Source organism: Teredinibacter purpureus (assembly GCF_014217335.1).
Classification (GTDB): Bacteria; Pseudomonadota; Gammaproteobacteria; order Pseudomonadales; family Cellvibrionaceae; genus Teredinibacter; species Teredinibacter purpureus.
Genome location: NZ_CP060092.1, coordinates 2,613,368 through 2,636,249, shown reverse-complemented (window position 1 = coordinate 2,636,249; position 22,882 = coordinate 2,613,368). Strand labels below are relative to the sequence as shown.

The 22,882-nt window shown below is 41.6% G+C and carries 31 protein-coding genes; 2 read left to right on the top strand and 29 right to left on the bottom strand.

Translation table 11 applies throughout. The features are described from left to right. Positions 1-113: 113 nt before the first annotated feature. From H5647_RS11395 to H5647_RS11340, 12 genes are all read right to left on the bottom strand, one after another. Complete coding sequence (locus H5647_RS11395) at positions 114-464, bottom strand: hypothetical protein (protein ID WP_045858673.1); 351 nt, start codon at positions 462-464, stop codon at positions 114-116. 99 nt (positions 465-563) lie between these two features. Continuing rightward, complete coding sequence (locus tag H5647_RS11390; protein WP_045858672.1) at positions 564-1,034, bottom strand: hypothetical protein; 471 nt, start codon at positions 1,032-1,034, stop codon at positions 564-566. A gap of 114 nt (positions 1,035-1,148) precedes the next feature. Next, complete coding sequence (locus tag H5647_RS11385) at positions 1,149-1,745, bottom strand: glutathione S-transferase family protein (RefSeq protein WP_045858670.1); 597 nt, start codon at positions 1,743-1,745, stop codon at positions 1,149-1,151. 157 nt (positions 1,746-1,902) lie between these two features. Then, positions 1,903-2,277, bottom strand: coding sequence for a hypothetical protein (locus H5647_RS11380; protein ID WP_162926371.1), 375 nt, complete (start codon positions 2,275-2,277; stop codon positions 1,903-1,905). A 144-nt stretch (positions 2,278-2,421) separates the two neighbouring features. Continuing rightward, entirely contained in the window at positions 2,422-2,871 is a 450-nt protein-coding gene (locus H5647_RS11375; RefSeq protein ID WP_045861329.1) for a DUF2214 family protein, read from the bottom strand. 143 nt (positions 2,872-3,014) lie between these two features. Continuing rightward, positions 3,015-3,455, bottom strand: coding sequence for a GNAT family N-acetyltransferase (locus H5647_RS11370; RefSeq protein WP_045856324.1), 441 nt, complete (start codon positions 3,453-3,455; stop codon positions 3,015-3,017). 1,070 nt (positions 3,456-4,525) lie between these two features. Beyond that, positions 4,526-5,386: an OST-HTH/LOTUS domain-containing protein gene (locus tag H5647_RS11365; protein WP_052692034.1), complete on the bottom strand. Its 861-nt coding sequence runs from the start codon at positions 5,384-5,386 to the stop codon at positions 4,526-4,528. 133 nt (positions 5,387-5,519) lie between these two features. Further along, positions 5,520-6,041: a YcxB family protein gene (locus tag H5647_RS11360; RefSeq protein WP_045858665.1), complete on the bottom strand. Its 522-nt coding sequence runs from the start codon at positions 6,039-6,041 to the stop codon at positions 5,520-5,522. A 100-nt stretch (positions 6,042-6,141) separates the two neighbouring features. After that, positions 6,142-6,585 carry a hypothetical protein gene (locus H5647_RS11355; RefSeq protein ID WP_045858663.1) on the bottom strand — a complete coding sequence of 148 codons (444 nt, stop codon included), beginning with the start codon at positions 6,583-6,585 and terminating at the stop codon, positions 6,142-6,144. Positions 6,586-7,179: 594 nt separating this feature from the next. Beyond that, a complete protein-coding gene (locus tag H5647_RS11350) occupies positions 7,180-7,752 on the bottom strand; it encodes a DUF6714 family protein (RefSeq protein WP_162926370.1) in 573 nt (190 codons plus the stop codon). Positions 7,753-7,764: 12 nt separating this feature from the next. Beyond that, a complete protein-coding gene (locus H5647_RS11345; protein ID WP_162926369.1) occupies positions 7,765-8,178 on the bottom strand; it encodes a hypothetical protein in 414 nt (137 codons plus the stop codon). A gap of 757 nt (positions 8,179-8,935) precedes the next feature. Beyond that, the gene (locus H5647_RS11340; RefSeq protein ID WP_045856500.1) at positions 8,936-9,247 is read right to left on the bottom strand and encodes a CC0125/CC1285 family lipoprotein; all 312 of its coding nucleotides are present in this window, start codon (positions 9,245-9,247) and stop codon (positions 8,936-8,938) included. A 249-nt stretch (positions 9,248-9,496) separates the two neighbouring features. Between H5647_RS11340 and H5647_RS11335 the strand changes: the two genes are divergently transcribed. Then, positions 9,497-10,444 (top strand): IS30 family transposase, encoded by a 948-nt coding sequence (locus H5647_RS11335; protein ID WP_045856342.1) that lies wholly within the window; start codon positions 9,497-9,499, stop codon positions 10,442-10,444. A 485-nt stretch (positions 10,445-10,929) separates the two neighbouring features. On the opposite strand, the gene H5647_RS11330 is transcribed toward H5647_RS11335, so the two are convergent. Then, on the bottom strand, positions 10,930-11,298 hold the full coding sequence (locus H5647_RS11330; protein WP_045858653.1) for a hypothetical protein: 369 nt from the start codon (positions 11,296-11,298) through the stop codon (positions 10,930-10,932). Between the two features lie 195 nt (positions 11,299-11,493). Here H5647_RS11330 and H5647_RS11325 point away from each other — a divergent pair, with 195 nt between their 5' ends. After that, a complete protein-coding gene (locus H5647_RS11325; RefSeq protein ID WP_045856342.1) occupies positions 11,494-12,441 on the top strand; it encodes an IS30 family transposase in 948 nt (315 codons plus the stop codon). 36 nt (positions 12,442-12,477) lie between these two features. Here the strand turns inward: H5647_RS11325 and H5647_RS11320 are convergent, their stop codons facing one another. From H5647_RS11320 to H5647_RS11245, 16 genes are all read right to left on the bottom strand, one after another. Continuing rightward, on the bottom strand, positions 12,478-12,861 hold the full coding sequence (locus H5647_RS11320; RefSeq protein ID WP_045859096.1) for a hypothetical protein: 384 nt from the start codon (positions 12,859-12,861) through the stop codon (positions 12,478-12,480). An 87-nt stretch (positions 12,862-12,948) separates the two neighbouring features. After that, a complete protein-coding gene (locus tag H5647_RS11315; RefSeq protein WP_045858650.1) occupies positions 12,949-13,320 on the bottom strand; it encodes a hypothetical protein in 372 nt (123 codons plus the stop codon). Between the two features lie 124 nt (positions 13,321-13,444). Beyond that, a complete protein-coding gene (locus H5647_RS11310) occupies positions 13,445-13,801 on the bottom strand; it encodes a hypothetical protein (protein WP_045858648.1) in 357 nt (118 codons plus the stop codon). A 123-nt stretch (positions 13,802-13,924) separates the two neighbouring features. Further along, the gene (locus H5647_RS11305; protein ID WP_045858646.1) at positions 13,925-14,260 is read right to left on the bottom strand and encodes a hypothetical protein; all 336 of its coding nucleotides are present in this window, start codon (positions 14,258-14,260) and stop codon (positions 13,925-13,927) included. Between the two features lie 106 nt (positions 14,261-14,366). Then, positions 14,367-14,750, bottom strand: coding sequence for a hypothetical protein (locus H5647_RS11300; RefSeq protein ID WP_045858644.1), 384 nt, complete (start codon positions 14,748-14,750; stop codon positions 14,367-14,369). A 127-nt stretch (positions 14,751-14,877) separates the two neighbouring features. Then, complete coding sequence (locus H5647_RS11295) at positions 14,878-15,375, bottom strand: hypothetical protein (RefSeq protein ID WP_045858642.1); 498 nt, start codon at positions 15,373-15,375, stop codon at positions 14,878-14,880. A gap of 143 nt (positions 15,376-15,518) precedes the next feature. After that, positions 15,519-16,013 carry a hypothetical protein gene (locus H5647_RS11290; protein WP_045858640.1) on the bottom strand — a complete coding sequence of 165 codons (495 nt, stop codon included), beginning with the start codon at positions 16,011-16,013 and terminating at the stop codon, positions 15,519-15,521. Between the two features lie 138 nt (positions 16,014-16,151). Further along, on the bottom strand, positions 16,152-16,445 hold the full coding sequence (locus H5647_RS11285; RefSeq protein ID WP_045857969.1) for an Imm32 family immunity protein: 294 nt from the start codon (positions 16,443-16,445) through the stop codon (positions 16,152-16,154). Positions 16,446-16,572: 127 nt separating this feature from the next. After that, entirely contained in the window at positions 16,573-16,953 is a 381-nt protein-coding gene (locus H5647_RS11280; protein WP_045858638.1) for a hypothetical protein, read from the bottom strand. Positions 16,954-17,078: 125 nt separating this feature from the next. Continuing rightward, positions 17,079-17,369, bottom strand: coding sequence for a hypothetical protein (locus tag H5647_RS11275; RefSeq protein ID WP_045858636.1), 291 nt, complete (start codon positions 17,367-17,369; stop codon positions 17,079-17,081). A 90-nt stretch (positions 17,370-17,459) separates the two neighbouring features. Further along, positions 17,460-18,239 (bottom strand): IS21-like element helper ATPase IstB, encoded by a 780-nt coding sequence (gene istB / locus H5647_RS11270; protein ID WP_045855575.1) that lies wholly within the window; start codon positions 18,237-18,239, stop codon positions 17,460-17,462. Beyond that, complete coding sequence (gene istA / locus H5647_RS11265) at positions 18,236-19,255, bottom strand: IS21 family transposase (RefSeq protein ID WP_045856331.1); 1,020 nt, start codon at positions 19,253-19,255, stop codon at positions 18,236-18,238. The genes istB and istA overlap by 4 nt, the downstream gene beginning before the upstream one ends. Positions 19,256-19,318: 63 nt before the next feature. Next, on the bottom strand, positions 19,319-19,531 hold the full coding sequence (locus H5647_RS11260; RefSeq protein WP_045858633.1) for a hypothetical protein: 213 nt from the start codon (positions 19,529-19,531) through the stop codon (positions 19,319-19,321). Between the two features lie 88 nt (positions 19,532-19,619). After that, a complete protein-coding gene (locus H5647_RS11255) occupies positions 19,620-20,483 on the bottom strand; it encodes a TIR domain-containing protein (RefSeq protein ID WP_045857986.1) in 864 nt (287 codons plus the stop codon). Between the two features lie 469 nt (positions 20,484-20,952). Beyond that, positions 20,953-21,303 carry a hypothetical protein gene (locus tag H5647_RS11250; RefSeq protein WP_052692033.1) on the bottom strand — a complete coding sequence of 117 codons (351 nt, stop codon included), beginning with the start codon at positions 21,301-21,303 and terminating at the stop codon, positions 20,953-20,955. Between the two features lie 126 nt (positions 21,304-21,429). Further along, entirely contained in the window at positions 21,430-21,897 is a 468-nt protein-coding gene (locus tag H5647_RS11245; protein WP_052692032.1) for a hypothetical protein, read from the bottom strand. Positions 21,898-22,882: the final 985 nt, after the last annotated feature.

The window sequence follows — 22,882 nt, the reverse complement described above, 5'->3', positions numbered from 1 at the left end:
GCCCATGTAACCGCGCGATTTTTTGTGGAGCGCTTTTGTGAAAAAATGTAGCGTAGCGAAATTCACAAAAGCGCGTAGCAAAAAATTGTCCGGTTGACATGTTTGTTATAGGTTTACTCGGATATAAATGCATACGAGTAATAGTATTTAGTAGTTGCGTTGTGCGACTTACTTAAATAAAGCCATTTTGATACGGCCGTTTTTACTGCCTTAGCTAGCTTTTTATTGGTGCTTTTCTCCACTTCTATGGAAGTAGGCACCAAAGCTTTACCCTCAGTTCCTGGCTTTTCCTTGAGCATAAAGGAAACAAGTGCGCATGAACCACTGGGAATGCTACCACTTACTTTAGGGGAAACCTTAACAAGTGGATTTCCGGTCTCTGTTCCTTGAGGGATAGCACAGCCATCTTCTGCGTTTGCCAACCCAGCTAAAAATAAACTAAATATTAGAAAAACGTTCTTCATTTGATTTGACCTATAACGCCTCAATAATGGGCCGGAAAAAGCCGCAGGCTTTTGGAGGTCCAGCCCCGAAGGGGCGACATTAATTGATTTGTTATATTTTTATGCATTTAATTGCTTCTTATACGATTTTACAAACCTTTCGTAAGATTTGTAGGCTTTAATGCTGAGCTTGTTGATTGTTTTAGCCGCTTTTTTCTTACGTCCTTTTTCTTTCTTGCTGGCTTCATGCAGGCCGATAGAAATCAACCCTCCGTGATCCATTCCTGTGTGTAGGCTTAATTCATTGATAAATTTATTAAGGTTTTCAATGAACTTGTTTTTACGGCGCTCAACTAACCATGAGTGAAACTTTATGTTTTCATAGAGCCAATATTCAGCAATGTAATTAAGCTGTTGTAAATATTTAAATTGAAATCCATTAGAAAAATCATGCTCTCTTAGTAAAGTTGCAGAATCACTATTAAATTCTAGCTCAGAATAAAGTTTTCGAAATAGCTCAATATCAGCCTCTCTCCGCTTTTTCCATCCGAATGTAATTATATTAATCAAATACCCAAAAATTGCTTCCATACTCTATTTCTCTGGTAGAGACTCCGGCGAAATATAACGCCGCAATGTGGGGCTGCCGCAACAAAGCGAAGCGGCGTGTAGGCAGTCCCGCACCATTGCCTTGTTACACGGCGATTATGCCATGCCTACGTATTGGGGTTGCGATTGAATTCGATCTATCCATTGTATGATGGCTGGATACTTGCCTAAATCAAAACCACCTTCGTCTGCAATGTGAGTATATCCGTACAATGATATATCTGCCGTACTCATCTTATAACCTGTGAGATAAGGTGTTTGTTGCAGCTGCTGCTCCATAACTTGAAGAGCTTTATGACCACCTTGCTGTTTGGATTCATAGTCTGCTCTTCGGTCGTCGGGCAACCCCAGATACTTTGCGATAAATCTTGCTACTGCAATGTATGGTTCATGGCTGTACTGCTCAAAAAACTGCCACTGCTGAATTTTACCGTATTCATAGGGGTCGCTTGATAGGAGTTCAGTACCCGTTGCTAAATAATTCAAGATTGCATTTGACTCAGATAGATAGCGACCATCCTCTAACTCTAAAACAGGGATTTTAGCGTTCGGATTTTTCTCAAGAAATTCTGCCGTGTGAGTTTCACCATTGAGAATATCTATATGAATCCATTCATGTTCGATACCAAGTAAAGAAGCGAGTAATTTGATTTTGTAGCAGTTTCCAGACTGGGTATCACCATAGATTCTCACTGAATTCTCCTTTAGCCATGTAACGCCCGCTTCAGCCGCAGCTGGTGTGGAGCTATTTTTGTGTTAATGTTTGAGCGACAGCGAGTAACACAAAAATTGCGTAGCACCAGCTGTCGGTCTGGAAGCGCTTGTTATGTGCGCAGTATACTGCACCTCTTTACTTTAAAAGCTCGGCTTCCATTTCGTCTATGTGAGGTTCATATATTTCTAGTAATGAATAGATTTGGTTTGCAGTTCTAATACGTTTTGCCTGCTGCCTAAACCCCTCAATACTGTAAAGAGAAAATTCTTTTTCCTCTTCCTTTACACCTTCAATATTCCCCGAACCTTCGGCCTTCTTCAATTTACTATAACAAATATAACTACTAAAAGCGCTTTCATAATTGGTACGTAACAAACCAGTTGCGTGATCGGCATCATTGATTTTTTCGGTATATTCAAAACCAACGTTTACGCCTTGTCTATAACCTATAAAAAGACTAAGTACGATTGAAACAGAAAACCCTATGGCTAAATAAATATTTCTCATCATCTACTCTAGTTTTTTCGGAAGAGTCAGCACATAACGTTGCGTTCACCTGCGGATTGTAAGTAGCGCGTTGCGATAAACTTAGCGCAGCGATATTGCATAAGCGCTACTTACAATTCGTCAGGTGCAACGCTTTGTTATGTAACTTCAAAAGCCGATGCCTTTAGTCATGAACGATGCAGATAAAATTATAATTAGCAACCCTACAACTTCCGCTCTTAAGATCCATTTTATTGTTTTAAACTCCTTTTCTTTGAATGTTGGTGCCACTCCTAATTTAGTTACCCGCCTCCACTTAAAAAATTTAACAGTTGGGTAAATTGATAAAATGCCGACCACCAGAAAAGTATACAATTTAACTTTGTAAAATGGACTATGAAAATAGAATTCACCGCCTTTTTCAAAAAAAAGTATACGAAGAAAACCAAACAACAAAACGACAGCGGCGGATACTCCATAAACTATATCTATAGTTTGTAATCTTTTGGCTTCTATTAAAGTGACGCTTCTACTATATGTGAACCATTCAAAAATAATCGAAAAGACCAAGGCGAAGGCGGCCAAAAAATGAACATACGCCACTAATGCATTTATCATAGTAAATTCTCCTTTTATGTTGCGGTCTGATACATAACGCCCATGTAACCGCGCGATTTTTTGTGGAGAGCTTTTGTGAAAAAATGTAGCGCAGCGAAATTCACAAAAGAGCGTAGCAAAAAATTGTCCGGTTGACATGTTTGTTAAGTGTTGTATGTATAAAAATGCCACTTACTTTTACCCGTATTCATTGAATCATAGAGCTTTTGAGCCTGTTCGTTTTCTGGAGCCGTAACCCACTGTAGGCGAGCAGCCCCATTATTAGCTGCATAGGCTCGGCAATGTTCTATGAGCTGGCGGCCTATCCCCTTACCGCGACTATTTGGCAAAGTATATAGGTCATTCAGGACCGCAACCTTTTCTGTAATAGTTGATGCAAATGAAAAATAAACTGTAGCGAACCCAACAACATTTCCTGCCTCTCTATAAATGAACTGACAACCAGAAGGACTAGATTCACCGAACTGTGCAAAAAATTCCGAATTTCGATCATCGGATATTTCTGAAACTTTATAAAACTCTTGGTACGCTCGGATTAGAGGGAGCACTTCGGCCAAGTTGTTTTTTGATACAGTTTCAATCATATGAGCTTTGAATCCTTGTGACACTTAACGCCTTTAGCATGTGCGCCCGCCTTTTGCGGCGTCGCATGGCTAAACTTGTTAAGGGCAGCACTGTATTAGCTAATTGTGCTGGACTTAGCCCGGCACAAACAAATGCGAAGCACTGCCCTTGATTATTAGTTGACGACAAAACGGAACACAGGGAACGGATGGATTGAGATGGATACAACAGCTAAACCCTCCATTGGTGCCACGTTGACGCGGTCTTTATTACAAGCCACTTTACCGGTTAAACACACGGACTGAAAGAGGCGGACGATCACTGCTAACTCGTTGGTGGAAAACCCTAAAACCACGAACAGCCTTTAACGCCGAGCTCACCGGCGCATATTGCGGAGAGCGTTTTTATGTAAAATGGAGCACCGCGACATACATAAAAACGAGCGTAGCAATATGCGTCCGAGTGCAGCGATTTGTTATGAGCTGGGTGGCACTTACTTTCTACAGCGCTCTTTGTGGAGCGAACGCGGAACTTTAGCCTATTAAAAACCCAACCAGTTTAATCCACTATTCTAACAATTCGCACCTTCTTGATGGAGCCTTGAAGATGCGAACTACCTGTTTCATTTCGCAGTGGGTTTTTAAACGGTAAACCAAAGAACGAACAGGTTTGCGCTCACCTTATTCCAATGCTTTCTATTGTAACCACTTCACTACATTCTTGTGCCGAGTGAAACTATTTGCTCTTTCTCGACGTTTGCACTTACTAAACTGCTAGTTCTCAAATTGGACAGTATTCTGGAACGATTTACAAATTATTTAAACCCGCCATAACAGTTTATTCAACGTCGTTAAGACGCATTTCCACAACACTTATACTTATATACCTAAATCTAGGCATATAGCAATAGTATTTATACAGCGTGGATATATGTCAGTACGACGTTAAAGTTCGTGAATTGAGGGCGCGTTTAAGCCTAATACCACTTTGTGCTCTAAACCAAGTGTACGCACCTCTTTATGTGGTAAATACCACGCTTTTTGACTGCGATCCCATTGCCCGTTATGTTCTTTTATTAGGCGTCTTAGTTTTAACTCGGCGTTAACATGGGTGTCCGATTATTTTTGCTTTTTAGGCAGATTTCAATATCAGTTTTTGATAATTCATTAAACTCAAATAAACCTGTTGACTCAAGGTAAGGCTTTAATTTAGCAAACCCCATCTCTCGATAATCTACAGGGGTATATCGTATAAGGTAGGAGGCCATAGCCGGTAATTTTGCCCACCCATCATCTCGGGAAGTTTCAGAGATTGCTTTTTTCAAATACTGCTCTGCACCCTCAGCCGATAGTTGGGTTAAATTTTCCACTGCAGCCTTTTTAATGGTCTTAACCTTTTTCGACGGTTCTCTTCCTTCTGCTTTCTCTTTTTCTAGCAGTGAGTCGATTAGATTATTTAGATTAAGGGCCAATTGACGAGTGAATTTTTGCCTAAAATCAGTTAGACCATTATAAGTTTCAGTTAACCCCTGAAGGCGCATGTTGTCCTTAAACTCTTTTAGAGAGGTAAACTGCTCTATGTCGAGCTTATCTGGTTCAACTGGTGACTGTGAAAAATATAGCATCACTGGTTTTTCAGCTTTGACGAACTGCTCAATTTCCTCTGCTGTACCACTTACAGCATGTCCAGTATTGGTTCCTAGCCTAGTCCAAAATACCCCGACTAATAAATCAGCGTTATCTACAATTTGATCATTTATTACTGCTTGAGGACGACTACCTAAAAGAGGTGTTGTACTTGTCTCCCACTTTACAGGCATTAAAATAATATTTGTTGAGGCCGCTGAAACTGTATTCCATTCATTTATCACCTCAGGAATTAAATTCCGCTCATCGCCAACATCACCAGGTGATGCAATCAATACACGATAAACAGTAGCTTTAAAAGACATATATATTTCCTTTTAGGTGAATACTTGAAGCTTGCTTGTGCCTAACGCTTTTGTCAGTTGCGGCCAAACTGGAGCGGCTTTTGCGCTAAAGTGGAGCGGAGCGTAACGCACAAAAGCCGCGTAGGTTTGGACGTCAACTGGACAAACTTGTTACATTTGCTTTTAATCCAATGTATTCATAGAACTTCTCAGGATCTTCTAATTGTGACAAGGGGAAAATATATGCAAGCGCACTGTCAAGAAACAAATACATTGCCTTGTCCGTTTTTACGACACGCTTAACAACGCTCCAGTTGTGGATAGCGCGGTAACCGTCTCCTTCGCTATGGATGCCTTCTTCATCAAATTTGAACCGGTGCTCCCCAATAAAAGTTCCCTCCTTTGAAGGAGAACATAATTTCTTAAACTTGAGCCCATTAAGAACTAATTGACCAAATATAAATACAAAGAAAAAGGAAACGATACCCGCTGTAGGCCAGCTAAATTCACTTGTTACCTGAAAAAACGTAAAGAAGACCAAGGCGATAATAAACCACAAAACCATATTGAACCAAGAACTCTCATACCACATCTTAGTGGACTTGCAGAGATCTTTTTCCAGATACGACTGAAAGATTTGCCAATCTTCTTTCTGATATTTAAAAATTTGCTCCATACTTCCTCTTAAATGTAACGCCGCCATAAATTGCGGCTTTGTAGTTGATTGTTTTGTGGCAGCGTAGCGTTAAGCCACAAAAAAAGCGACGGAAAAGCCGTCAATTTGATGGCCTTGTTACAAGCTGCCGTACTATAAGCCAAAAGACTAAGCCTGAAACTGCACCACAAAAGCCAAAACCCAGCAGAAACTTTAATTGGTACAAAAGGCCTGCTGTAGTGTAGCTGCCATTTTCAATGATTATTGTTTGCCCCACAACACTACGAGTCGTGCCGCCCGGAAAACTAAATAGTAGCCAAGGAGCGGCTGAAATTAATGCACCGCCTAAAGTTAAAGAACGAAAGTTAATACAACCTTTAGCTTTAAGAAGTAAATATATAGGTATACCAACAATTGCGGAAATAACCCAACTTACAATAACTGCCCAAGCAGATATCCCACCAAAAATTTCACCAATACCGCCATATAGCACAACCCATATTAGTGCACCTATAGGCGGGGCTATTAAAAACCCACTGATTGGATACAACGATGCTCGATTCATTTTGCCTTGTAACGCCGAGCTCACCGGCGCATATTGCGGAGAGCGTTTTTATGTAAAATGGAGCACCGCGACATACATAAAAACGAGCGTAGCAATATGCGTCCGTGTGCAGCGATTTGTTACTTGTACCAAACACCTACTCACTTTTAACTACGCTGCTACGCCAATTGCTGTATTTGTTTAAAAAGCCTGAAGCTTTGGTTAGACCCAACTATAACCGTGGGATAGCCAAAACAGAAGGCATAAAATTGACCCAAAACAACAAGTGATTATGGCAACCAACAGAAAGGAACAAACGGGAGGAATAAGCCGAAAACTCCCTTTGCTAGGTAAAGCTTGGTTGCGCTTTTTTGCAACGAAGCTTTACCGGATTACCAAATCTACCTTTTACGAAGCACGTTGTAAGCGACCAAAGGTGGCTTACCTAAACTTGATGGAGGGTAACGAATTTAGGAACACCCTACTGAAACTTAACTACACACCAAACTTTTTTTAATAGACAAGTAACGCCCAAATAATTCGCCGGAGCGAGATGGCTATTTTTTTGCTCCGCAAAAAAGAAGACAGCTTGCGGAGGTCGAATTGATTTGCTTGTTAAGTTCTCCACTGATTGATGGCAGCGTCTATGTCATCTTCCCAGCAGTGCTCAGCTAATGTTTGGATATGCTGACTCTTAAGTAAAATTAGACTACTACACACAGCCAAACGCTGCTCATTGCTAAATAATGAAAACTGCTCGGACTCAGAATGTAGACCAATCTGGTTGATGTATAGGCACATATATGGAGTACCATCCTTATCGTTCTTCCCTGTAACAGCCAACTCGATAAAGCGAGGAATATAATACCCCATCGCTTGAGGAGTAAGAAACGAGGAAATCCCCCAACATACCGTACCAATTTGTTCCGATGACAATTCTCTTCGATCAGCACCATCCACTTCGTCATTGTGATCTCTACATTCTTCACAGTGGTGAATATCAGTTGCGAGACCAGGCTTGTCGAATGAACCAAATAACTTGTAATTATTTTCGACGAAACTAGTTATATCCATGGGTCTACCGGCACTTAACGCAGAGTGCAGCTGCATTTTGGTTGGTGTGGAGTTTTGTGTAGCATGGCGAAGCCATACACAAAATGGAGCGCCGACCAAAATGTCAGCTGGCACGTATTGTTAGGGTTACCCATAGTCCTCGCCCCAATCTAGCATGAACGTTTCTCCCGACCAAACAACGTCAGCTAGGTGCCCACATTCCATACACATCACCCAAGATAGGGCATCGCCTCTAACCAGAAAAGCAGAAAACCCCGGCCTGTCGTATTTCGTACTTAAGGAATGAAGTAACTTTCCATCTTTGGAAGTTGCGAAAAGGACTTTGTAATATTGCCCTTGCTTTGATTTAGCCACTCCAATACGCCATATTTCAATAATGCCATCAGAGTTAAAATCACCTTCGACAGTCAAGCTTAGATTATTCCCATCAATTTCTGCGCACTCTTCTGCCGAGAACGTAGCGGGCAGTTTACAGCTCAAGATTGAGATTTTCTTAAAGTCAGAATTCAGAGCGGTAGCCTCGATATTCTTGAAATTCATACTCTTCGGTTCTACTTTATACGTCAACCACCATGCATATGCACCGCGCCACATTCGGCGGCAACCGAAATTAGGACAATAATAAAAAGTACGAGATTTCTCATAGGAACCCTAACGCCGCCATATGCGGAAAATTTGGAGTTGTTTTTTTGTGCTAGCGTAGCGTTAAAGCACAAAACAAACAACGGAAAATTTGTCCAGCCAGCTTGCTGGCGCAGCATGATGGCCTTGTTAAATGGCGATACACCAAACAACACCAACACTGCGTTGCGGAACGCAAATGGAGCCTTGCTACCAAAGTGGCGAACAACGCTACATGAACACCCGTAAACGCTAAACCTGAAAACTCTAAGAAGAACGACCGGTAAACTTTACATCACTACCCCGCTCTGCTTTTTTCTTCATTAAAACTACCCGCTCGAAAATAACACTTTTTACGAGTTACTAAAATATGCTTGCAACCAGTAAAACTTAAAATACTAAAACAGACTTTTAGAGTGGTTTGCACGATTTAATGCTGGTAGAGCTAAACGAACTGTTTCGTTATGAAACTAGCATAATATTTAAAACCACTACACAGCTAAAAATGTAAGTTTAAAACTGAAATCTTCACGCCGTATAAATAGTATGTTGCCGAGCTATTTAACGCCCCGCTTAGAGGCAGTTTTGGAGCTGATTGATTTATGGCAGTCTTTTCGCCATAAATTTAAGCGGCGGAAAAACTGTCCTTCTACAGCGGCTTGTTAGGATTGCACTGTTAACCATCACCAAGGCACTTAATAACACCCTCAGTTAAGGGGTGAAATACTTGCACTGGGTAATAACTACTGTGACCACCATTTTCTTTTGAAACGATATCATATCCACTTGGGCATAATTCTGCGGCTCGTTTTTCCCAATATAGCTCGACTGTTTCTGGAGAAGTAGTACCGTTTCCCTGATACGAAACTTCAATAGACCCATCATCTAACTGCTTATCTTTATAGCCACCTGAGAAACCATATTTACCATATGCAGTTGCGCATCCAGACAAACATAAAACAAAAATTGTGAAATATAAGTTTTTCATAAATCCCCTAGATTGATTGATAGAAATATCCTAACGCCGAGCTCACCGGCGCATATTGCGGAGAGCGTTTTTATGTAAAATGGAGCACCGCGACATACATAAAAACGAGCGTAGCAATATGCGTCCGAGTGCAGCGATTTGTTATGAGCGCCGAATTCGCAAAGTAAGTGCAACGCGCCTGCATCTTCCTTTATATAGGGTGAACTGGGATACTCATGGTTTTTCTCGACCGGCAAGAAGAGGGACCTCATGATGTACCACCAGCTCACCACTGATGAAAGATATACTATAGCGGCCTATTTAAAGCAACGTAAATCTCAAGCCTATATTGCACGGGCCTTAGGCCGCGATCCTTGCACGATCTCCAGAGAGTTAAAACGAAATCGTCGCCCAGACGGTAAATACTGCGCAGCGCGAGCAGTAAAACGTACCTCTCGAATACGGAGGGAGTCTCGTCGTAAATGGCAATTCAATGATACCGAGCTTCAGATGGTCATCGCCTTAATACGCCTCGATTGGAGTCCAGAACAAGTTTCCTTGTGGCTTAAGAAGTGCAATATATTATCAATCAGCCATTCGACCATTTATCGCTATATTTGGTACAACATGTTTTATTCAGGGGATCTCTATAAGCACTTACGTCAATCAAGCAAGAAACGCCGAAAAAGATATAGAAGCCCTGACTCTAGAGGCGTTTTAGCCAATAAGGCCCATATCTCTGAGCGACCTCTAGGGGCAGAAAATAAGAGCCGAATCGGTCATTTCGAAATTGATACCGTTCATGGTTCACGCGATCAACATTCAATTGTCACGTTAGTTGATCGAAAAAGTAAATACACGATCATTGGCAAAATTAGGAACCGTACGACTGACGAGTTAAATCGAAAAGTTATTCAGCTCATCAAAAAACAGGTTAATCAGGTAAAAACAATTACCGCTGATAACGGTACCGAGTTTCATCAATACAAAAAAATTGAAGACGTCACTAACTCAACATTTTACTTTGCCAACCCCTACCACTCATGGGAAAGAGGGTTAAACGAAAATACCAACGGTCTCATACGACAATATTTACCTAAAGGAGAATCAATGAAGAGCATAACTCAAAAGGATTGCGATAAAATTGCAATGAAACTTAACCGACGACCTAGAAAATGTTTAAATATGGAAACACCGGAGGCAGTCTATGTTCGTTAATCACTTTCATTGCACTTCAGTTGATAACCTGGGAGCTGGGTGGCACTTACTTTCTACAGCGCTCTTTGTGGAGCGAACGCGGAACTTTAGCCTATTAAAAACCCAACCAGTTTAATCCACTATTCTAACAATTCGCACCTTCTTGATGGAGCCTTGAAGATGCGAACTACCTGTTTCATTTCGCAGTGGGTTTTTAAACGGTAAACCAAAGAACGAACAGGTTTGCGCTCACCTTATTCCAATGCTTTCTATTGTAACCACTTCACTACATTCTTGTGCCGAGTGAAACTATTTGCTCTTTCTCGACGTTTGCACTTACTAAACTGCTAGTTCTCAAATTGGACAGTATTCTGGAACGATTTACAAATTATTTAAACCCGCCATAACGCCAGTAGCAATTGCCGGAGTAAGTTGGATTGTGTTTTTGCGTTTTTTGCAAAAACCAAGACAGCTTACGGAGGTCAATTGGCTACTTTTGTTATACATTATTTACACGCCCACTCTTTTGGGGGGCAACGTTTTAAACATGAATCATACTCTTTAGAAAAGCCAAAGTTACATTGGCCTCCGCAATTCGCTACAACCTCTCCAGTTGTATTATTTAGATAGTCGATTGCTCCATCGACGCCACAAGCAACTAACACAATATCACCGCAAATTTCAGGTTTTGAGCAACCAGGAAGAGAAACTTCCTCAGATGTTCCATCTAGGTTATTCACCAACACAATCGTGGAGCCCTCAGAGTAATAGTGTTTTTTTATACCCTCATGAAGCGAATCAATAGAAATTTCGTGTGGCGCTGATGCGCACGCATGTAGAAAATAAACAACAATGACAAAAATATATTTCTTCATGCAAGCCTTGTATAACGCCCCAAGCAGAGGCTTATTTTGCGTTTTGGAGCGAAGCGACAGCAAAATAAGTCCTGCTGGCTTGGCTTGTTATGTGAGCCGAATTCGCAAAGTAAGTGCAACGCGCCTGCATCTTCCTTTATATAGGGTGAACTGGGATACTCATGGTTTTTCTCGACCGGCAAGAAGAGGGACCTCATGATGTACCACCAGCTCACCACTGATGAAAGATATACTATAGCGGCCTATTTAAAGCAACGTAAATCTCAAGCCTATATTGCACGGGCCTTAGGCCGCGATCCTTGCACGATCTCCAGAGAGTTAAAACGAAATCGTCGCCCAGACGGTAAATACTGCGCAGCGCGAGCAGTAAAACGTACCTCTCGAATACGGAGGGAGTCTCGTCGTAAATGGCAATTCAATGATACCGAGCTTCAGATGGTCATCGCCTTAATACGCCTCGATTGGAGCCCAGAACAAGTTTCCTTGTGGCTTAAGAAGTGCAATATATTATCGATCAGCCATTCGACCATTTATCGCTATATTTGGTACAACATGTTTTATTCAGGGGATCTCTATAAGCACTTACGTCAATCAAGCAAGAAACGCCGAAAAAGATATAGAAGCCCTGACTCTAGAGGCGTTTTAGCCAATAAGGCCCATATCTCTGAGCGACCTCTAGGGGCAGAAAATAAGAGCCGAATCGGTCATTTCGAAATTGATACCGTTCATGGTTCACGCGATCAACATTCAATTGTCACGTTAGTTGATCGAAAAAGTAAATACACGATCATTGGCAAAATTAGGAACCGTACGACTGACGAGTTAAATCGAAAAGTTATTCAGCTAATCAAAAAACAGGTTAATCAGGTAAAAACAATTACCGCTGATAACGGTACCGAGTTTCATCAATACAAAAAAATTGAAGACGTCACTAACTCAACATTTTACTTTGCCAACCCCTACCACTCATGGGAAAGAGGGTTAAACGAAAATACCAACGGTCTCATACGACAATATTTACCTAAAGGAGAATCAATGAAGAGCATAACTCAAAAGGATTGCGATAAAATTGCAATGAAACTTAACCGACGACCTAGAAAATGTTTAAATATGGAAACACCGGAGGCAGTCTATGTTCGTTAATCACTTTCATTGCACTTCAGTTGATAACCTGGGTGATTACAACGCCTCAACATTTGGCTTTAGCTCCAGATGAAAACCTTGCAAGCAATGATTACCGTAAGCCACCCACAAACTCATACCCTTCATAGCATTCTCGTTTAGGTAAAAATGCGCTGAAACTATGCCTTTTTCGTTTTCAGTTTGGAGCGGAATCGCCATTCCTTCACCTTCTTTATTAATCTGTATTTTCGCGAATCGATATTTTCCAATTTTGTCCGGTGCATTTATTTTTACCAGCCAAGTATCTACATCCCACTTATATTCGAGTTTCGCTTCAGATACATATTTTTTGAACTCTTCATCTACAGGGCAAGAAACACTAAGCGAAAAACAAGAAGATGAAATAAACATGCAAATAACGGTAGTAATTAGTTTACTCATAGCTTCACATAACGCCCGCATATGAGGCGAGCAACTTGTTGCGAGTCCTGCGCCGAAGGCGCGTACATGATGCGTTTGTTATGAGTTTTATTGTTCGAATTTAGCACTATTTTTTCTAACACCATCTTCCAAAATTTCGATTTCCTGGCGCTTGCCTGAGGCTACCTTTACCCTATCGGAATACTCAAAGAATAAAGCCACATGACCCCTACCACTTTCTTTAGTCTCATCAATCAAAACGGAAAGCTCGCTCATTGAACTTGTTGCTTCAAGTGACTCTAGCCATGTCAGCGTCCTAAATACCTCTTGATACCAAGCCATCATCTTTGGATATGCATCGTCTATACTTGAAACCCTATGAGTGATTTCTTCAACTTTTTCTATTCCTGACCTATAGCCTAGAAAATAACTCATACCTACCGCTATAAAAAGGACGGCTACTAATAGGGCTTGTTTCATAATTTACTCATAACGCCTTTGTAACAGGCATTTTTTGTGTAGCGTAGTTTTGCGGTAAAGTGGCGAAGCCACCGCAAAACGGAGCGCAGCAAAAAATGTCCTGTTGACAAACTTGTTAGGTGATTTACAGAAAGGTATAAATGGTATCAGTGTAAACATCTACAACCTTTCCTCCTGCACCAATTTCAAGCTGAAAATATACATCGGAGGAACCCATACCGAGCATATATGAGCCATCATTGACTATACCCTTGATCACACCACGCGAGTTATCACCAATACACTCTTTTTTAACGGAGCTAATAAGCTCGGCTAGTTCGTTACAGCTTATATATTGATAAGAAATAGTATTTTCACTTAAGAATATCTCTACTTCCTCAGCGGTTACGCCTGCGCTAATTTTTTCTGAAAATTCCTTGTATTCGGTTTTACATCCGATCAAGGATAGCAGTATTACTATATAAAATAATTTCTTTTTCATGTGCTCCCTGACTCACCTAACGCAAAGCACACGGGCAAGCCGAAGCATCGCGTAGGCTTGTCCGGCACAGCAGCTTTACCGCTGTGCGAACGTGGTGCGTATTGTTATGTGTGGGTATTGACATTAAATCTCTAAGCATTTTTCTCTTAGCTCTTGGAATAACTCTTTGCCTTTTTCATTTAGGCGTAGGCCATTTTGCCTAGTAGACACGATAAAGGGCGATTCAAAATACACGGCATCTAAAGCACGCTGCCGAATTGCTTCTAGTTTTGGGTTGGCGATTTCACAAGACTCAAAATAATCCCAGGCTCGATCATCAATATTATCATCGAGCCACGAGAGAAGTAGCTTTGAAACTTCTTCAGGTTCCCAATTAACTGGACGAAGATTCCATTTTTTAAACAGGTAGATTCCTACGGCTAAGAAAAACCCTAATACTAGCCAAATGAAAATGCTCATTTCAATTTACACATAACGCCGCTGTAAATTGCAGTTTTGTAGGAGCCCGTTTGTGCTATTAAGCACAAAAAGGAGCGACGGAAAAACTGTCAATTTGACAGCTTTGTTAGCACTTGAGCGCATTGACTTGAACCACCGTAACATAAGCAACACGACCACCACGCCACCAAGTACCTTTTGTACCAATTTTAAGCCTTTTATGATGGTACTCTCGACGCTCATCACTCAACACCCACATATTCGCATAACCTTTTTGGGGAATATTACCCGGCGTGGTATCCGTTATAACCTTGCCATTCTCATCAAGAATTTCTGGCCAGATCATGTGAACGCCTTCAATCTGAGGGTCGTCTCCATCATAGAGAAAGTCCACTCTCATTCCTTGCCCAGGCTTAGCGCTTTTTATTTCTTCGGCTAAATTAATTTCATATTCAACGATGAAATCTGGCTGCCTTTTTGTTCTCTCTTCGTATGGTGTATGTTCTTCCATAATGTAGTGCTAACGCCGTTAGCAACGGCCGTAGTGTAGGTGTTTTTGTGCGTTAGCGTAGCGATAAACGCATAAAAATACCGGAACGGAGGTCCAGCCCGCTTGCGGGCGAGGTTGGCTAACCTTGTTAAACATGTACTCCCCCGTTTAGGACAATACCAAATGAACAAACAGCTAAGAAAGCACCGAGAACTAAAAAGATGCATAAAGCAATAATTAGGTTCTTGCAACGCTTCCCATCTTTTTCTAGGCTATCTTTCTCTGTTTTCAATTTTTCATTACCCTCAGCCTCACTAAGGCGTAGTATCCGCACATAGTGCGCTAGGCAATCAGATGAGTAAAACCTGTGCGCAAGAGCCGCCAAGGAAGAAAGTAAAAAAGCAATTGGACCCAAAAAAAGAAAAACTACCGAGCTCATATTGGCATTGAGAGCTAACAGACCGCTCTCCCCGATTTCCAGCACGATGTTAGATACTAAAAACCCATATACAGCTATTCCCAATAACGCCAATCTCAATATTTCAGTAGAAAACGCCATATATTTTTCTAGTACTATGACATCTATTTTGTATCTATCTTCGTGAACCTTACTTCCGCCAAGATATTTTTCAGAAAATGTTCTCATGACTATCTCTTGGTGTTTAACGCCTGTGTAAGAGGCAGTTTTGGAGTTGATTGTTTTGTGCTATTTAAGCACAAAACGAGCGACGGAAAAACTGTCCTTCTTGACACATTTGTTAGGCTATTGATATAGCCCTTACTTAACATTTAAACCTTGCTTGACGGGAGCATTTCTGTTAACTGAACATCCCAAGGTATTAATAAATCTCTATTCCGTAGACCATTTTTGAATATTTCCACAGTAGCCATAAGAGGGGATTTTTCGTTATGAATAATAATGCGCTCGAAACTATTCCAACCCAGATGAACAGAGCATAAGCCCATTCGATATATATGTAATCCTTCATTTGTTACGAAAACAGTAGCAAGGTCTTTGTACTCTTTATATACAAACCAACCATTTGCGTAAATCTCTATATTTGGAACATCCCTTTCCTCGCCCACTTGATATATGAAACACTTAAACTCACGCCCACATAAAACCACAGAAAGATAATTAACTAACAATATCCAAAAAAAGAATCCAAATATAAATACTACAAACCCCAACAAAATGGAGTTATATGACATTGCGAGCAATACAGATAAAAAACCAATTAAAGAAATTGCAATTATTGACTTAAAGCTCCAACGCTCCCTCATGTTTTTAGCCTAACGCCGTTAGCAACGGCCGTAGTGTAGGTATTTGTTTGTGTTAGCGTAAGCGGCCAACACAAACAAATACCGGAACGGAGGTCCAGCCCGCTTGCGGGCGAGGTTGGCTAACCTTGTTAAAACGTACTACAAATTGTGATTTATTTTCCACTCTTGATTCCATCCATATATTTTGACGTGATGTACTTGTTTACAGCCCGCCTCCTTCTCCTGTTCCAACATTGTTTCGGAGAGCTCATCACCAGCCCATGACTCAGAATGAAAATGATCATGATCACACTCGTTTTCAGCAAGCTTTCTCTTAAGAAATGCGATGCTTTTTTCTAAAGCCAAGATTCCATTTATGTCAGCATGGATAAAAACCTGGCTTCCATCTTTATCTGTTGAAACACTAAGTAAGTATTCTTTATTCTTGCTCATAATGACTCTGAGTTTTAACGCCTTGCTCAGTTGCGCAGCGGTTGTAGTGTTTTTGTGTGATAATGAGCAACGCGAATACACAAAAATCGCGTAGACCGCTGCGTCAAATGAAGCAAATTGTTAGGCATTATTCGCAGTAACCTCTTTTACGAAGATCAATCAAGTTATTCATTGATTTATCGCGTACTTCCACCGCGTACTTGTATTTATTTGCACCTTTCCATACTTCCGGATTAAGTTCTTCTGCGCTAAACATTAAGTTAATACAAGCTAAAGACAAAAGACCTTCAAAATCGTCGTTATTAACGTATTCCACAATATTATTCGCTAAACCGGCTTGTATTTCAAAATCTGATTGTTCGGATTCTGGTGAAAAAAGTACCTCTCCAATACTTGCCGCTCTCACTAATATTGCTTCGTTTTGATTCATCGTGACGAAAATACTGGTAATAACACCACTTGTACATGCGGCAATAAAAACCCCGATAAATATAAATATGTTTTTCATATGTCTTAATGCCTAACGCCGCCATAAATTGACGCCGTAGCGTAGCGGTTTTTTGTGTGAAATAGCGAAGCTTACACAAAAAAGTGCGTAGCTTCGGCGGTCAATTTGATGGCCTTGTTATGTAATTACTCGCCGCAATCAAAGCCCCATTTTACAGGCGCCACCTTCTTAAAATATACTCTAGTTCCCGGCATTCCAAAGTCTTCCGTGGTTAAGCGAACCCCATAATGACTTCTCTCACTCTCGTAAATTAGCATATCTATAGCGTCCGTTTTATTTTCATACGTCACTTTCAATGCAAACCCAAATTCATTTTTCTCTAATACTTCATAGTTAGCGAGCGTTGTTGATAAGCGAGCAACCTCTGTTACCTTTCCATTGTACTTTACAGTATAGGGCTCGAAAAACTGACACATCACTCCATCCTTGTAGGTTATATGTCAACGCCAGCTTAAAACTGACCCACTTTTACCGATTATCGCCAAAGTAAAACTGACCCACCCCGTTTAATTATTGATCGATTGTGGCGGGGCGATGCCCGCATGCTTTTTGTTTTTTAGCCGATAGCTTTCTCCCGATATTTGTACAATGTGTGCGTGATGCAGTAGCCGATCGAGTAGTGCTGCGGTTAGTGTTGTATCGTCAGCAAAGGCATTTGACCATTGTGAGAACGGCAGATTGCTGGTGACGATAATGCTGCCTTTTTCGTAACGTTTTGCTATGACATTGAAGAATAAATTCGCCTCCTCTCGCCCAAAGGGTAGATAGCCAATCTCATCAATGATCATTAATTTCGGCCCAATAATATTTCGCTTAAGATAACCATCAAGTCGGCCTTGCGCTTTTGCTGTGGAAAGCTGCAACATTAAGTCGGCAGCGGTTATAAAGCGCGTTTTGTGACCCGTCAAAATGGCTTTATAGGCCAAAGCGATTGCAAGATGGCTCTTTCCTACACCACTTGGACCAAGTAACACCACATTCTCTGTCCGCTCTAAAAAACCTAATCCAGCAAGTTCCTGAATCTGTTTTTTGGGGGCTCCTGAGGCAAACTTGAAGTCGTAATCTTCTATGCGCTTTTGGGCTGGCAAACCAGCAAACTTTAGTAATGTCGCTTGCGTACGTTCAGCTTTTGCATCTAGCTCGGTGCGCAGTAATTGCTCAAAGAAGTCTGCTAGGGTTTGCTCAGTTGAGCTGGCTTTATCGGCTAGCGCCGACCACTCTCTGGCCATTGATTCCAACTTTAGCTGCGTGCAAGCACTGCGTATGCGTTCGTGTTGAATGTTCATTGAGCCACCTCAAGCAGTTGATCGTAGACGTCCAGCGGGTGCTGGAAGCTTTCTACCGGAAGTGGTCGTATAGTTGTAATAACCGGTGAATCTACTGTCTTGTATTCAGATGGCAGCGGCTGTAGATATTGCAGCTCTTTATCCATACGTATTTGGGGTTTAACATTAGTTGTGCCGTGCGTCCGCTGATGAGCTACGTCATTTAGCCAAGTGCCTATATGGGCATTTGCGGCCTCAACATTCAGAGTCAGGCCAGCTTGCTTTAATGTGGCAGACAACGGTGTGACAAAACACTGCTTAAGATAAGAGTTGAAGCGTTCAACCTTACCTTTGGTTTTAGCTCTGTACGGTCGGCAAGCCCGAGGTCGGTAACCATAGGTGTTTGCCTGATCTAGTAATTGAGCATTCCATTGGTGCTTACCGTTGCCGTACGCATCGCGCTGAATCATGATGGACTTGGCGTTATCGAAGAGTATCTCCTTTGGTACACCACCAAAGTATTCTAGCGCACCCTTGATGCCTTCAAGCCAATCTTGCTGGTTTTCAGAACTAGAGAACTTTACGTAAGTGCCTCGGCTAAACCCCATTGTAGCGACAAAGGCTTTAAGCGCATTTCGGCCTCGGCGAATGATCGTAAAGTCGACCTGCATTTGCTCGCCAGGTTCGGTTTCGAATCGCACGACAGGGTCATTAACCGAGGGTTTGAACGCATGAACAAACACCTTAATCGTTGATACGCCACCCGTGTACCCTCGTTCACGAATCTCTCTATGCAAAACAGTCGCAGGTATCCAGTGCGGCTTAGCTGCCTCAATACGTTCGAGCAAATACGGCTTGTAAGGATCTAGGATCGAAGGGCGCTGCTCTCGCTCCGAATATGTTGGTGTTTTAGCTGGTGCACGAAGGTAGCTTCGCACGGTATTTCTGGAAAGGTTGAGCTTTTTTGCAATCGCGCGAATGCCAAGCCCTTGCCTATGTAATACGTGAATATCCACTAATATCTCCTGAGTAATCATGTCACCGCCTAGCTATTAATCCGGCGGCTATAGTGCCTCAGGTGGGTCAATTTTCGTTTGGCGTTAGTGGGTCATTTTTACATTGGCGTTAACAGTTATATACATATGCCCCATTATTGCTCTCAACTTCTCCAGCCTTTCAGTATCTGCTTTGCTATGAAGAGAATTCCATTCGAATGATTTCTCTTTATCTTCCAGCCAAGTTCCATCGAGTGAAACCGCATAAGATTTCACTGTTATGATAGAAACTAAAATCACCTGCAAATATTTATTCATATTATTTACATAACGCCGCTATAAAAGGCGCGCGTTAGCGCGTCCAGTGGAGGCCGTTTTTTGGCCGGAACGATTTTTGATAGCTTTGTTATACGCGCGCATCGGTTCTGAACCCATCCATATAGTAGATGCTGTTATGACTCCATTTGTCTATTCCATAAACCTTTACGCCCGAATTGACGATAATTGAAATTGATCCAGCGCCATGAAGTGGGGGGATAATCACTTCTCTATCTACAAAGTACACACCATGATCCCGGATTTTTACTTCTTTAAGGTAGCTGGCTTTTGCACCATCTTCCCAAGCCTTTATTTCTGCCGGGGTAGCTGGTTTTGCAATTGAAAAGAAATGAAGTTTGATTGATTCTAATAGAGATTGAGATTGCTCATTTGCTCGCTGGATGTCGTGATTCATACTCCATATTTGTGATTGCGTGCTGTGCAGCTGCTGCCTTAAAGTTTCAGCCTCACTGGTAGTCTCTGTCTTGGTTTTAGCAGCTTCAAGTTTTTTAACAGACTGCTTTATCTTTGCGCAACTTCCTGTAACTGCATCTGTTAAGTCAGGCTCTTGGTCGTCGTAAAAAGTAGCGGTTACGCCTGCAAGATCTGTAGGTAATCGAAAGGTAGTTTCTGCTGATTTTGGAACCAAAATGAAGCATTTTTCAAGCCCCAGCGCACCGATAAACATTCCTAGCTCTAGAACAACATTGTCTCTTACCGAGCTATATTCTTTTTCTCTTATTAGAGTTTTGTCGTCAGGATGGAACACAAAGACAGCATAGTCTGCTTCTTTTGTCTTTCCTATAAGGGTGGTAATCGTAATCGACGACAAATCAAAAGCATTTTCCCACAGCTTTACCCTCATTTCTTGCCCAAGCTTTATATGAACAGCTTCCGCAACTGAAATAGCTTCAGATGAAGAAGCAATAAATACTGTTGGTTTGTCACTCATATTGATTCCTTTGCACTATCTTAAGCGTATAACGCCTTTAGCATGTGCGCCCGCCTTTTGGGCGTCGCATGGCTAAACTTGTTAAGGGCAGCACTGTATTAGCTAATTGTGCTGGACTTAGCCCGGCACAAACAAATGCGAAGCACTGCCCTTGATTATTAGTTGACGACAAAACGGAACACAGGGAACGGATGGATTGAGATGGATACAACACGCTAAACCCTCCATTGGTGCCACGTTGACGCGGTCTTTATTACAAGACACTTTACCGGTTAAACACACGGACTGAAAGAGGCGGACGATCACTGCTAACTCGTTGGTGGAAAACCCTAAAACCACGAACAGCCTTTAACGCCGCCAGCACAGGCCGGAGCTGGGTTGATTTATTTGTGCTAGCGTAGCGTTAAAGCAAAAATGAAGCAACGCAGCGGAGGTCCAGCCAGCTTGCTGGCGATTGTGGCTGGCCTTGTTATGAATTTGTTTGCACCACCGAAGATATTGCAAGTGAAGGATTACCCTTGAGTGATTTCTCTTGGCTGATTTTTAGTAAGCCTATAAGTTCATCAATAGCCTTATAAGCACTACCATCAAGATTTTGTAGTGCATCCAATTCATCCAATGAAGAAACCCAATCAACCAGACGGCAATCTATTTCTACACATTCTTCGAGTGCCTGCCAGAAGATTGGACGAGCCAAACTCCAAGTACCGCATTCAAGAGGAACACCACCAGATTTCATTCCTTCTAGTATTCCAATTGCTAGAGACGAAATATAAAAGCTAGCATTTTCTATATCTGTTTTTAGGATTATCTCTTTCATCGATTAGAATTCATAACGCCTTGGTAAATTGCCCCCGTTGCGTAACGGAGTTTTGCGGTAGAGTGGCGAAGCCACCGCAAAACGAAGCGAAGTAATGGGGGTCAATTTGACCGATTTGTTATGCAACTACCAGTACTCTCTAACCAAACTAATTTTTCGCCCACTAAACCCGAAAAGGGCCAAAAGATTCTGGTCGCCTTTGGGAGTCCAATCGCCTGTTTCGGAGATCTCTCCGTAGCTGTATTCAATTGCAATATGGTTTTTGCCAAAAATATAGTTCTTAACTGAGATCACGCTATTTTTGGACGCGCCATATGCTCCTCGGTTTTGGTTTTCGGTAAAAGCCTGTTGCCATTCCAATTTGTTGAAATTTGCCTGATATTCAATATGTTCATACCGTACATCAGAATGAAATAGATCGAATAATTTTACGATATCCTCAGATTTCGATTCTTTCTTGTAAACCTCGCCTAAAAGCGAAAAATAATTCTCTACGAGATGCTTTTTACAAGATTTATCGCACTCTGAAGCCATAGCAAAGTTCGTGATCGTCAAAGCCGTAAGTAACGAAATTATTTTAAGCTTTGCATTCAAAATGTAATCCTCATATTCGCATAACGCCGAGCTCACCGGCGCATATTGCGGAGAGCGTTTTTATGTAAAATGGAGCACCGCGACATACATAAAAACGAGCGTAGCAATATGCGTCCGTGTGCAGCGATTTGTTACTTGTACCAAACACCTACTCACTTTTAACTACGCTGCTACGCCAATTGCTGTATTTTTTTAAAAAGCCTGAAGCTTTGGTTAGACCCAACTATAACCGTGGGATAGCCAAAACAGAAGGCATAAAATTGACCCAAAACAACAAGTGATTATGGCAACCAACAGAAAGGAACAAACGGGAGGAATAAGCCGCAAACTCCCTTTGCTAGGTAAAGCTTGGATGCGCTTTTTTGCAACGAAGCTTTACCGGATTACCAAATCTACCTTTTTCGAAGCACGTTGTAAGCGACCAAAGGTGGCTTACCTAAACTTGATGGAGGGTAACGAATTTAGGAACACCCTACTGAAACTTAACTACACACCAAACTTTTTTAATAGACAAGTAACGCCGCCATATGCGGCAAATTTGGAGTTGTTTTTTTTGTGCTAGCGTAGCGTTAAAGCACAAAAAAAACAACGGAAAATTTGTCCAGCCAGCTTGCTGGCGCAGCATGATGGCCTTGTTAAATGGCGATACACCAAACAACACCAACACTGCGTTGCGGAACGCAAATGGAGCCTTGCTACCAAAGTGGCGAACAACGCTACATGAACACCCGTAAACGCTAAACCTGAAAACTCTAAGAAGAACGACCGGTAAACTTTACATCACTACCCCGCTCTGCTTTTTTCTTCATTAAAACTACCCGCTCGAAAATAACACTTTTTACGAGTTACTAAAATATGCTTGCAACCAGTAAAACTTAAAATACTAAAACAGACTTTTAGAGTGGTTTGCACGGTTTAATGCTGGTAGAGCTAAACGAACTGTTTCGTTATGAAACTAGCATAATATTTAAAACCACTACACAGC